At 25.3% G+C, this 12,444-nt stretch carries 11 protein-coding genes; 9 read left to right on the forward strand and 2 right to left on the reverse strand.

Annotation, left to right across the window (positions count from 1 at the left end):
- Positions 1-38: 38 nt before the first annotated feature.
- Entirely contained in the window at positions 39-1,142 is a 1,104-nt protein-coding gene (locus tag AVBRAN12654_RS05510) for a CDP-glycerol glycerophosphotransferase family protein (protein ID WP_336614091.1), read from the reverse strand.
- A 51-nt stretch (positions 1,143-1,193) separates the two neighbouring features.
- On the opposite strand from AVBRAN12654_RS05510, the gene AVBRAN12654_RS05515 reads away from it, so the two are divergent.
- The 9 genes from AVBRAN12654_RS05515 to ppa all read left to right on the forward strand — a co-directional run bounded on the left by AVBRAN12654_RS05515 (position 1,194) and on the right by ppa (position 10,621).
- Positions 1,194-2,690: a hypothetical protein gene (locus tag AVBRAN12654_RS05515; RefSeq protein ID WP_336614092.1), complete on the forward strand. Its 1,497-nt coding sequence runs from the start codon at positions 1,194-1,196 to the stop codon at positions 2,688-2,690.
- Positions 2,674-4,080 carry a phosphomannomutase/phosphoglucomutase gene (locus tag AVBRAN12654_RS05520; protein WP_336614093.1) on the forward strand — a complete coding sequence of 469 codons (1,407 nt, stop codon included), beginning with the start codon at positions 2,674-2,676 and terminating at the stop codon, positions 4,078-4,080. The genes AVBRAN12654_RS05515 and AVBRAN12654_RS05520 overlap by 17 nt, the downstream gene beginning before the upstream one ends.
- Positions 4,081-4,172: 92 nt before the next feature.
- The gene (locus tag AVBRAN12654_RS05525) at positions 4,173-5,372 is read left to right on the forward strand and encodes a capsular biosynthesis protein (protein WP_239802668.1); all 1,200 of its coding nucleotides are present in this window, start codon (positions 4,173-4,175) and stop codon (positions 5,370-5,372) included.
- Entirely contained in the window at positions 5,373-6,140 is a 768-nt protein-coding gene (locus AVBRAN12654_RS05530) for an ABC transporter permease (RefSeq protein ID WP_336614094.1), read from the forward strand.
- A gap of 1 nt (position 6,141) precedes the next feature.
- Positions 6,142-6,804, forward strand: coding sequence for an ABC transporter ATP-binding protein (locus AVBRAN12654_RS05535; RefSeq protein ID WP_336614097.1), 663 nt, complete (start codon positions 6,142-6,144; stop codon positions 6,802-6,804).
- Positions 6,804-7,892: a capsule biosynthesis protein gene (locus AVBRAN12654_RS05540; RefSeq protein WP_336614095.1), complete on the forward strand. Its 1,089-nt coding sequence runs from the start codon at positions 6,804-6,806 to the stop codon at positions 7,890-7,892. The genes AVBRAN12654_RS05535 and AVBRAN12654_RS05540 overlap by 1 nt, the downstream gene beginning before the upstream one ends.
- The gene (locus AVBRAN12654_RS05545) at positions 7,892-9,505 is read left to right on the forward strand and encodes a polysaccharide biosynthesis/export family protein (RefSeq protein WP_214120547.1); all 1,614 of its coding nucleotides are present in this window, start codon (positions 7,892-7,894) and stop codon (positions 9,503-9,505) included. The genes AVBRAN12654_RS05540 and AVBRAN12654_RS05545 overlap by 1 nt, the downstream gene beginning before the upstream one ends.
- 19 nt (positions 9,506-9,524) lie before the next feature.
- A complete protein-coding gene (locus AVBRAN12654_RS05550; protein WP_214120548.1) occupies positions 9,525-10,091 on the forward strand; it encodes an adenylate kinase in 567 nt (188 codons plus the stop codon).
- A gap of 14 nt (positions 10,092-10,105) precedes the next feature.
- On the forward strand, positions 10,106-10,621 hold the full coding sequence (gene ppa / locus AVBRAN12654_RS05555) for an inorganic diphosphatase (RefSeq protein ID WP_214118956.1): 516 nt from the start codon (positions 10,106-10,108) through the stop codon (positions 10,619-10,621).
- 769 nt (positions 10,622-11,390) lie between these two features.
- Here ppa and AVBRAN12654_RS05560 read toward each other — a convergent pair.
- Positions 11,391-12,444, reverse strand: a 1,054-nt coding sequence (locus AVBRAN12654_RS05560; RefSeq protein ID WP_336614096.1) for a hypothetical protein, incomplete at its 5' end; no start/stop codon positions are given.

The following is a 12,444-nucleotide window of genomic DNA, read 5'->3' on the forward strand; positions in this document are numbered from 1 at the left end:
TTTTTAAGGTCATTATATAGATAATTATAAATACTGACTTAATAAAATATTTTTTCTATGATTTTAAAATTTTTTTTATTTATATCATTACAATGCCTAAAAATATTATATCTATTTTTATATTTTTTGTTTATATTACATTTATTCTTAATAATTTGTTCTAATTCATAGTATATTTCATTCAACACATTACAAACCTTTCCAAACCCATCATGTTCATAAGAAAAATATCCACCGGAATAAAAATGAGTGTTTTGCTTTTCTTTAAAATGAAAATAAATAATTGGTTTTTTTAAATAAGCAAAATCAAAAGCTATAGAAGAATAATCAGTTATTAAAATTTTTGCCATACATAAATATTTTTGTATATCTTCTTCAATACTAATAAATTCAATATTATCACTATAACAAAATGTATCTTTGTAGTTAAGCATTCCATAATGCAACATAAATATAACTTTATAATTATATTTTCTGCAAATCTCTTGTAGTTCATTGGAGTTTAGTAATTTAGAATAATTTTTATAATACTCACTTTCAAAAAAAACATCTTTTATCTTTCTTTTATAGCTTTTTTTATCAATACCACCTACTAAAGAATTTCTCCAAGTAGGCATTATTAATATTATATTTTTAGTTTTTATTTCTTTACTTTTCTTTTTCAATGCTTCAAATCTTGGTAAACCCGTTAGCATAACTTCATTTTTGCTAAGTTTATAATTATCATTATAAACTATAGAATTATACTCATCTTGAGTACTTGTAAGCATAATATCTATTTTATACCTATTTAGCCAATGAGATAAATCATCTTTTATAACTCCATGTTGTAAAAATATCATTTTTTTATTTTTTAAAGTATTTTTACCAAATACTCTTAAAAGATAATTATCAAGATGTGATGAAATAATACAAGTAGATTTAAATAATATATAATAAAATAAAATACTATGCGGATGAAGCAATTTAAATCCATCAGCTTTTAGCCTAGGATAATCTTTAGAACTTTTATTTAAAATAAAATATATATCTTTTTTTAAATTATTATCTTTGATATACCTATATAAATGTTCAGCATTATCATTAGCCATATCTTTTCTATCTGCAAAAACCCAAATTCCTGTTTTAAATTCTTCTTTCATTATAACCTTTCTTAAACCCAATTATCACCAATTAAAGTTAAAATAAAACTCATGGAAAATAAATACGGATTAAGTTTAATTGTGCCAATAGGTATAGAAAATCATGAAAACATACAAGCATTATATAGATTAGAAAGTTTAATTGTGTTATATAATCATAGTAAGTTAAGTAATACAGAATTAATAATATCAGAGTGTGGCTCAAATATATATTTTAAAGAAGAGATTAAAAACTTATGTCTTAAATATAAAGTAATTTACATAAGCGCAAACAAAAATTTATTTTTATCAGGTTTGGCAAGAAATAATGGTTCGTTAATAGCAAAATATAAATTTTTAGGTTTTGTTGATATAGACTTGAGATTTTCAACAAATTTATTTATAAAAATATTTAGCAAAATCAAACAACTACATATGAATAATAAAAAAAATATTTTTTTTACCATACCAGTATTTTATCTTAATAAAGATTTTAGCGTTAAATTACTTAACTCAAAAGATTTTGATTATAAAATAAACAACTTAGCAAATGAATATTTCAATCATAACGACAAAACAAAAGTTGAATATTATTCTCATGTTAGTTCTTTTATTGTTGTAAGCAAACACCATTTTTACAGCATAGGTGGTAATGACTTAGACTATAAAGGACATGGTTTTGAAGATTTTGATTTGCTTTATAGACTTATATATGAGGAAGGAATAATACCAAAACCTACTAACCATCTAGTTGATAAAAGAACTTGGGATTTTAACTCTTATGATGGATTAAGGGCATATTTTGCTATAAAAAGCATATATAACAATTGCTTAAATGATAATATATACACTGTTCACTTATGGCACGAAAGACCAAAAAATACAAGTTTTTATAAAAAAAATAATAATAGAATTATATATAAAAATAAATTTAATAATTTTGATTTATCAGGTAAACATCCAAAACCACTAAGTTTTAGAAAAAATAATTGTATATTTTGTGGAGATGAAGTTGAAATAAAAAAATTAAAAGATTTATTACCTTTTTTGGGAAATATTGAGCTATATAGTAACAATCAGGAATATAACTTAGATAATTATTTTTGTTTTATCTATCCAATAAAAGAAAAATATAAAAAAATATATAATAAATGTAAAAATATTAAAGAGTTTAATTATTACGAGATTCAAGAAAATGATATTTTTTTTAATGTTTATTTAAACAAAAAAGAAATACTTAAAGCATATTTTTTTAATAATAAAAGTAATAAAATATTTTATAAATTTTCATTAAAAAATAATATAATTAATTATTCTAAAGTAATAAATAAAAATATATCATTAAAATTAATAAATAAAATAAAAAATATCAAATACATGAATACAAATAAAAAGATAAATTTAACAAAAAAAAGTAATGAAATTCACATATCAAATTTAATTATTTCAAAACATATTAATTCTATAAAGGCAAATAAAATAAAAACTATTTTTAATAGGTTTAGAAAAAATCCCTATTATTTTTTAAAAAAACTTTTTAAAGGAAATACACATGAAACACATATTTAGAGAATACGATATTAGGGGGATTTTTGGGACTGAGATTAGTCCTAGTTTTACTAAGGCTTTAGGTTTTGTAATAGGTAAAATTATGCTTAGTAAAAACGCAAAAAGCGTAAGCGTAGGTTATGATGCAAGACTTAGTAATAAAGTCTTAAATAATGCTTTAATTTATGGGCTAAATCGTGCAGGAATTAAGGTTTATTCACTTGGACTTGTTCCTACTCCACTTGGGTATTTTAGCAATTACGCTTATGAAATTGATGCAAATATTATGATAACAGCATCACATAACCCTAAAGAATACAATGGCTTTAAAATCACCATAAATAAAGAAAGTTTTTTTGCAAAAGAGCTTAGTGATATTTATACTGAAGTTGCAAATCACATAAAAGATTTTGATAATAAGATTGAAAATGCCGAATATGAAGAATTAGATATTAAAACAAAATATATTGAGTTTTTGCAAAAAAAATTCGCTCATCTTAAAAACGCCAATATAAATCTAGCAATTGATACAGCTAGTGGTGCAGCTTGTGAAGTTGTAGCAAACATTTTAGATATTTTAAATATTAAATACGCTCACTATTTTAGTGAATTTGATGGTGAGTTTAAATCTCACGAGCCAGACCCAACAGAAGAAGAAAATCTATTTGCTATTAAAAATGAGCTTAATTTTAGCAATTTTTCTCATCATTGCCCTACTCCACTTTATAAAAATAACTATGTTAAAAATACTGCGACACTTGGCTTTGGTTTTGATGGAGATGCTGATAGAATTGTATGTGTTTTAAAAGATAAAATCATTAAAGGTGATGAGCTTTGCTATCTATTTGCAAATAATATTAAAAATCCTAAAATCCTTTGTGAAGTTAAATGCTCAAAAGTGATTTTTGATAAAATTAACGAGCTAGGAACTTGCTCAATGTGTAAAACAGGTCATTCAAATATCAAAAAAGCCATAAAAGAATTAAATGTAGATTTAGCAGCAGAACTTAGCGGACATGTATTTTTTAATGACAAATATTATGGATACGATGATGCGATTTATTCTATGCTAAGAATTATTGAGCTATATTTAAAAAATCCTAATTTTATTGATATTTTAAACAACTTACCTAAAGCATATTCAAGTAATGAAATAAAAATAAAAGTAAATGAAAGTGATAAATTTAATATAATAAATACTTATAAAGAAAAAATAAAATCTCTTAATCTAAACGCTAAGCTAATTGAAATTGATGGAGTGAGATTAGAATTTGAAAACGGATTTTCACTACTTCGCGCAAGTAATACTAGCCCTTATTTAGTAGCTAGATTTGAAAGTATTAGCGAAGATAAATTAAAAGAAATCAATGATTTTACCTTTAAACTTTTAGATGAAATAATTAAAAATTAATTAGTTAATAAGTTTAGGTTAATATAACTAAAAAATTTTAAAATACCCCCCCCCACGCTCAATATTACTAAATTGTGGGGGTAGTATTCTAAGTGAAAGAAAGTATGAATATAAATAGTTTAATAAGTAAATTTAATAATGAAAATATTTTATTTTTACAAGGACCTTTAGGGCCTTTTTTTAAGCGTTTTAGTAAATATCTTAATAAAAACAATAAAATATACAAAATTAATTTTACGGCGGGTGATTTTATATTTTATCCATCAAAATATAATTACAAAGGAAGTTTAAACAATCTTAAATCATACTTAGATAATTTTTATAAACTCAATAAAATCACTTGCATTATATTATTCGGCGATACTAGGCCAATTCATGAAATAGCAATTAATTTAGCTAAAAAACTAAATATAAAAATATATGTATTTGAAGAAGGATATTTAAGGCCAAATTATATTACTTGCGAAATGACTGGCGTTAATGCAAACTCACTTATGAGTAAAAATAAAAATGATTATAAAAAACTAAATACTTATAAAGAAAACTCAAAACTATTTAAGTCAAGTTTTAAAATAATGGCTTTTTATGCTTTAATGTATTATACATTTAGCATTATATTTCAAGTATTTTATAATAACAAAAACTATCATAGACCACTAAATATAATGGAGCTTTTTAGATGGTTTAGACATTTTTATAGAAAAGCTAAATATTCAATTTTAGAAAAAAATGTAGATAATTTAGCTAAAAAATATTCCAAAAAATACTTTTTAGCAGTTCTTCAAGTGCATAACGATAGTCAAATAAAAAAGCATTTTAAAGACAAAGGTATGAAAAAATTCATAGTTAAAACCATAAAATCATTTGCTAAAAATAGAGCGAATAATAATGTTTTGATATTTAAACACCACCCATTAGATATTGCATATACTGATTACTCAAATATTATAAATGAACTTACCAAAAGACTTGGTATAAATGATAAGGTGTTTTATATTCATCGTGGAAATATCCCAAATCTTTTAAAAAATGCTAAAGGCTGTATATGTATAAATAGCACGGTGGGAATGCAAGCACTTTATCATAATTGCCCTACTATAGTATTGGGTAATGCAATTTATAATATAGATGGTTTAGTCTATAAAAATGACCTTGATAGCTTTTGGCAAAATGCTCATAATTTCGTAAGCGATTATGATTTATACTTGAAATTCCAAGGGTATTTATTAAAAAACAATCAATATAATGCGAATTTTTACTTAAATTTCAAAGAATTTGAAATAGGAAATTAAATGTGGTATATAATAAACGCGCTTTTATTAAGAGAATTAAAAACAAGATTTGGACAAAATCCTAAATTAGGATATATTTGGGTTGTTTTAGAACCTTCTATTTTAATTTGCTTAATCGCTTATTTATATGTTTATGTAATTGAGCGTTCAATATCACAAATGCCTTTTATTTTTGTCCTAATAGCTGGAATAGTTCCATATTTTATGTTTAGAAAAATCATAATAAATATGATGAACGGAATTGATTCCAATAGAACATTATTTACTTATAGACCAGTTAAGCCAATTCATGTTTTAATCAGTAGAGCAATATTGGAGGCTATATTACATTTCATACTATTATTTGTTTTAATGTTTTTAAGCTCAAAATTATTTCAACATTACTGGATACCATATAATATATTAGAAGTATTATTTATTTTTGTATGGTTTGCAATTTTTTCGTTTTCAATTGGTTTAATTTTTACAGCTCTATTTTATAATAATGATGCTGTTAAAAATGTTATAACATATACATTAATAATGTTTTACATAGGTTCAGCAGTTGTTGTACCGTTATGGTTTATTCCAGAAAAATATATTAATTATTTAGCGTATAACCCTATTTTACAAATTTTAGAATTACTTAAGCAAAATTATTTTATTGAATATCCAAAAATTAGACAAATCAATTATACTTATCCTATTGTTTGTACAACACTTACATTATTTTTCGGTTTATATCTTTATAATAAAAATAAAATTAAATTAAGTACAGTGAGTGAATAAAATGATAAAAATTATTAATTTAACAAAATATTTTATATTAAATAATAAGAAAAGACATTATATTTTTAAGGATTTAAATTTTACTTTTCCTGATAATTGTTCAATCGGTCTAATGGGAAAAAATGGTGCAGGAAAATCTACAATGCTAAGAATTTTAGGTGGACTTGACATTCCTAATCGTGGTAAAGTAATAATTGATAAGAGTATTTCTTGGCCTGTTGGATTTGCAGGTGGATTTCAAGGAAGCTTGAGTGCTAGAGATAATATCAAATTCATAGCTAGAATCTACGGATATAGTGGAGAAGCTTTAAAAGAAAAAATAGAATATGTAAAAGAATTTGCTGAACTTGGAGATTATTTTGATGAGCCTATTAGAAGCTATTCATCAGGTATGAGAAGTAGAATTTCATTTGGTCTTAGTATGGCTTTTGATTTTGATTATTATCTAATAGATGAAGCAGGAGCAGTTGGCGATCCATCTTTTAGGGCAAAAAGCCGTGCAATATATGAAGAAAAATTATCAAAATCAAAGGTAATTATGGTTTCACACGATATTAACGAAATAAAAACTTGGTGTGATAAAATAGTTTTTCTAGAAAACGGAACAGCCACAATCTACGATGATGTAGATGAAGGAATTAATAAATATAAAGAAAGTTGCTAATGAAAAAAAGAATAATAAAATTTATTACAAGCTTTAAGATAATTTTACTTTTAAGTTTAATTTCACTAATTTACTTTGCTTTTTTAGCAAGCCCTAGATATGAAAGCACAGCAAAAATAGCTGTTAAATCATCTAATTTGCAAAATCAAAGCTCGTCTTTAATTCCAATTATAGGGCTAAATAGCTCATCTAAAGAAGACATAATGTATCTTAAAGAATATATAAACTCATACGATATGCTAGCAATTTTGCAAAAAGATATAAATATCAAGGCTATGTATGAAGGAAAAATTGATTATGAATTATTTTTGAAAAATCTTGATATAAAAGAAGATTTTTTAAAATATTATCAAAGTAGAATAAAGGTAGTTTATGATGATATTACCGGACTTTTAAGTATTAAAATTAACGCATTTTCTCCAGAAGATTCTAAAAAAATAGCTGATACTATTTTAAAAGAAAGTGAAAATTTCATAAACGAAATATCACATAAAATCGCAAGAGAACAAATGAGTTTTGCAAAAGAAGAATTAGAAAAAGCTAGTTTAGAACTAAGTAAAGCCCAAGATGAAATAAATAAATTTCAAAATACAAATTCCATGCTAGACCCTGTCAGTCAAGCAAAAACCCAATCAGCTATAAAAACACAAATAGAAGAAAAAATAATAGCAAAAGAAGTAGAACTTGCCACGTTAAATAGTTACTTAAACTCAAATACTCCGCAAGTAAAAGCATTAAAATCAGAATTAGACGCACTAAAATCTCAATTAAAAAAAGAAGCTAATAAATTAACTTCAAAAGATAAAAATGACAAATTAAATTATTTAGCAATTGATTTTAGCAATCTTAGTTTTAAATTAAAATTCGCTGAAGATGCTTATAAATTAGCCCTAGCATCTTATGAAAAATCAAGACTAGAAGCTAATAAAAAGTTAAAACAAGTTATTATAATTTCTTCGCCGGTTTTATCAGAAATTGCAATATATCCAAATGTAATTTATGATGTATTCTCAGTATTTTTTATATTAACATTAGTTTTTGGAATTATTAAATTTACATATTCAATAATAGAGGAGCATAGATATTAATGAAAAAAATATTTTATATATTAGTATTTTCAATATTAGCATTTGCAGTTGATGTAGCAAATATAGCAGTAAATAATACTCAAGAAGAAATATCACAACAAGTGAATAATAAAACATTTGGAGCACACCTATTCTCAGGTAATTTTAAGCAATTTAGCAAACATATTTATAATCCAGATTATAAAATCGCAATAGGAGATATAATAAATATTAAGCTTTGGGGTGCAGTAGAATTACAACAAAAATCAAGCGTTGATTCTCAAGGAAATATATTTATTCCACAAGTTGGAGTTATTCATTTGTTAGGAGTTAGCAATAAAGATTTAGTAAATATTATTCAAAATAAAGTAAGAAATACCTATAAATCAAATGTATATTCATACGCAGATATGGATACTTACCAAAATATTTCAGTATTTGTTACGGGAAATGTAAATAAACCAGGACTTTATGAAGGGCTTAGCTCGGATTCTTTAATTCAATACATTGATAAAGCAGGTGGAATAAATCTTGAATATGGAAGCTTTAGAAATATTCAAATTCTAAGAAACAACCAACTAATTAAACAAATAGACTTGTATGATTTTTTATTAAATGGCAAATTAGATTATTCTATGTTTAAGAATGGCGATGTAATTTTAGTAAAACAAATCAATGGCTATGCAAGTGCTAGTGGTGATGTATTAAAGCCTTATAGATTTGAATTAGGAGAGAATTTAAAAACATTAAATGATTTAGCTATTTTATCTAATGCAAAACCAACTGCAACAAATGCAATCATAAAAAGTTATGATGAAAATAACAAACTCCGTATAAATGCTTATAAAAAAAGTGAATTTGAAAATGTATATATTAATAATGCCGATGAAGTGGAATTTAGACCAGATTACACAGCAGATAAAATAAACATAAAAATTGAAGGCGAACACAATAGCTTACATTCATTAGTTTTAGATAAAGGAACTACATTGCAAGAAGCTCTTAGTTTATTAAATATGAATGATTTATCTAATAAACAAGCAGTGCAAGTGTATAGAAAAAGCGTAGCAGCTCTTCAAAAAAAATTAATTGAAGCCCAGCTAAAAGAGTTAGAAACCTTAGCGCTAACCACAACTTCAGCTACTTCAGAAGAAGCAAAAATTAGAGATAATTGGGGAACTAATATTTTAAAGTTTATTGAAAGAGCTAGAGCAATTGAGCCTAAAGGGCAAATCGTAATTGATGATGAAAAATTATATTCTTCAATTGTTCTTGAAAATGATGATGTTATTAATATACCTAGCAAAAATAATTTAGTTGTAATTCAAGGAGAAGTTGCTCTTCCTGGTGCATTTATTCATCAAGATAAATTAAAAATAAAAGATTATATTAAAATGGCTGGGGATTTAAATACTAGAGCTGATAAAAAAAGAATTTTATTAATACACGCTAATGGAAAAGCAGATAAAATAAGCTTAGGAACTTTTAGCAGTGATAAAAATGCTAAAGTTTATGAAGGAGATTCAGTATTAGTATTGCCTAAAATTGAAACTTACAACCTTCAAGTAACCGGTGTAATAACTCAGATTTTATACCAAATTGCAGTAGCAACTAAAGTAATTTTAGATATTTAATTTTATGAAAGGAAACACTATGAAAAAATTATTTTTAATTATAGGAGCACCTGGTAGTGGTAAAACTACTGATGCTAGCATAATTGCTAAAAACGAAAACTACACACACTATTCAACAGGCGATTTATTAAGAGCTGAAGTTGCAAGTGGAAGCGAATTAGGAAAACAAATAAACGAGCTTATCTCAAAAGGAAATCTAGTGCCTTTACAAATAGTTGTAAATACAATTATGAGCGCACTTAAAAAAGCTCCAAGTGATGTTATATTAATAGATGGTTACCCAAGAAGTGTTGAACAAATGCACGCACTTGATAGCGAATTAGCTAAATCAAACGAAGTAAATCTTAGTGCTGTTATTGAAGTATTTGTAAGCGAACAAGTAGCAAAAGATAGAGTTTTAGGTCGTGCTAGGGGTGCTGATGATAATGAAGAAGTATTTAATAATCGTATGAAAGTATATACCGAGCCTTTAGCTGATATTTTAAATTTTTATAAAGCAAAAAATCTACATATACAAATCAACGGTGAACGCACAATTGAAGAAATTGTTGCAAATATGAGTGAAGAAATTAAGAAAAAAATCTAATCAAGGAGAAAAAAATGGATATTACAAAAATTAAAAGTGGAAATGCAGAGAAATTAAATGCAGTTATAGAAATTCCTTATGGCTCAAATATTAAATATGAGTTAGATAAAGATAGTGGAGCAATCATGGTTGATAGAGTTATGTATTCGGCTATGTTTTACCCAGCAAATTATGGTTTCGTGCCAAATACACTTGCAGCTGATGGTGATCCTGTTGATGTGCTTGTATTAAATGAATACCCAGTTCAAGCAGGCGCTGTTATTCCTTGCCGTTTAATTGGTGTTTTAATTATGGAAGATGAAAGTGGTATGGATGAAAAATTACTTGCAGTTCCTGTTAGCAAGATTGATCCAAGCTATGATAATATCAAATCTTTAGAAGACCTAGCACCACACAAACTTGCAAAAATCAAAAACTTTTTTGAAACATACAAAGCATTAGAAAAAGGTAAATGGGTAAAAGTTCAAGATTTTAAAGGCATAGCTGAAGCTACAAAAATACTTGAAGAATCAATCAAAAACTATAAATAATGTTAGCAGTCTTTAAAGACTGCTTTTAGATTAATTTTATCAAATATTCTTATTTCTTATAAAAATTACAAATCATAATAATCTAATTTAAAATATACGAAATCTCATTAATAACACATAAGCAAAAATATTATTATGCTTAATTTTGTAAGTGAATACTAATTTTGTTGCTAGTATTCTTTATAAATGCGTATATTTTAAATCATTGAGCATATTATTAGTTTCTTTATAAAATTATTAATTTTTAATATTAATACTCATTAAAAATCATATAATTTAACTATATTTTAAGTTATAATTAAAGATATTTTTAGAATTTGATTTATTTTAGAAATTAACTTAAAACTGCGTTGTATTAGAATTTCAAGGAATTTTATAAAGTATATTTTTTTAACTTTATTTTAACACTAGCTAAAACCTTAAAACATATTCAAAATCACAAAAATACTCATTTATAGGATTTATATTATATATTTTGTAAAGTTTTATAAAAAATATATATGTTATAAGTGCATGGTTTTATATATTAATTTTCAAGCTTTAAAACTCTATTATACAAAGCTTTAAGTGATTTTTACAATCAAATATTTTAAAAATTTTGCTATGTATAACATACACCCACTACAAATATACTTATAACAACCAATAAAAATATAAAATAATTGAGCTTGAATACTTAAAAAATAATAATTAAATTAAAATTCTAATAATTTTGAAGATTATAAAAAGATAAAAGCTTGAGCTAGTTGTTACTAGCTCAAGTTATATATTAAGAGTGGTGGTTTATATTATTAAATTCATCTAAATGTGTTAAGTCTTTAGAAGCTGCATCAAATGCAACTGAACCTAGTTTTAGATTAATATAACCTTCTTGAACTTGTGCTGGTTGAGCTATAGTTTCATTAAAGATATCTTTTTGAGTATCTAAAATATCCCCAACATTTACCTTAGTTTCATCTTTAGCTTCAACTTTTTCTTCTTTAATAGTTGGAATACTAATTCCAGCATCATCTCCTAAAATTGCACTTGGGTTAAGGTTAATAAAGTTACCAGCGTTAATTTCAAAAGTATGACTAATTGCTGGTTCGCCAACTGGTTTGCACGCTACACAATCAAATACTTCATAATGATATGAGTTGCCTTTTTCACCTGTTAAGCCGATTTCAAATTTACCGCTATCCCAAATTTTAATATTTGTCCAGCTTTCAACCTTACCTGTAGCATCATTAACTAGATTTACTATTAATTCTGAACCTGGTTTTGCAGTTCCTGTAATAACTGGGCTTACGCTATCAGTTACATAACCATTAATTTTTTCAATAGCACTATTGCTATTTGCTTGATAGTAAATACCTTCATTGATTGTAATATGATTATTACTTACAACAACTTCACTTGGAACAACCACATCTACATTAGCATTGTTATCGTTAGCTACTTCATCTTTAGCTGTATTTAGGTCTATTGTAAATGCAAATTCTTTAACAAGTCCTGTTTTTAAGCTTGATAAATATACTTTATATGTTCCAACTTCCCAACCACTACCATCTACTCTGTTTGTTAAATCAGGAGTATATGTAAATGTTCCATCTGGTGCAGCTTGGAATTCTTTCATAATTAATTCATCTTGTCCTGTTGCATTATTAGCTTTTACAAATCCTAATACTATTGTATCATTAGCAACTGATTTACCAACAAATGTTGGAGTAGTATCAAATGTTCTACCACCATTTGGAATTTCAGTTAAGTTGTTGAAATATCCACCTTCATCACCTTGCAATACTTTAAAGTTAAATACATTGTTATCTTGGCTATTGCTATCC

Source organism: Campylobacter sp. RM12654 (assembly GCF_020137585.1).
Taxonomy (GTDB): domain Bacteria; phylum Campylobacterota; class Campylobacteria; order Campylobacterales; family Campylobacteraceae; genus Campylobacter_E.

Coding starts and splice junctions, on each gene's coding strand:
- AVBRAN12654_RS05510 (WP_336614091.1), bottom strand. CDS start 1,142: ATGAAAGAAGAATTTAAAACAGGAATTTGGGTTTTTGCAGATAGAAAA.
- AVBRAN12654_RS05515 (WP_336614092.1), top strand. CDS start 1,194: ATGGAAAATAAATACGGATTAAGTTTAATTGTGCCAATAGGTATAGAA.
- AVBRAN12654_RS05520 (WP_336614093.1), top strand. CDS start 2,674: ATGAAACACATATTTAGAGAATACGATATTAGGGGGATTTTTGGGACT.
- AVBRAN12654_RS05530 (WP_336614094.1), top strand. CDS start 5,373: ATGTGGTATATAATAAACGCGCTTTTATTAAGAGAATTAAAAACAAGA.
- AVBRAN12654_RS05535 (WP_336614097.1), top strand. CDS start 6,142: ATGATAAAAATTATTAATTTAACAAAATATTTTATATTAAATAATAAG.
- AVBRAN12654_RS05540 (WP_336614095.1), top strand. CDS start 6,804: ATGAAAAAAAGAATAATAAAATTTATTACAAGCTTTAAGATAATTTTA.
- AVBRAN12654_RS05545 (WP_214120547.1), top strand. CDS start 7,892: ATGAAAAAAATATTTTATATATTAGTATTTTCAATATTAGCATTTGCA.
- AVBRAN12654_RS05550 (WP_214120548.1), top strand. CDS start 9,525: ATGAAAAAATTATTTTTAATTATAGGAGCACCTGGTAGTGGTAAAACT.
- ppa (WP_214118956.1), top strand. CDS start 10,106: ATGGATATTACAAAAATTAAAAGTGGAAATGCAGAGAAATTAAATGCA.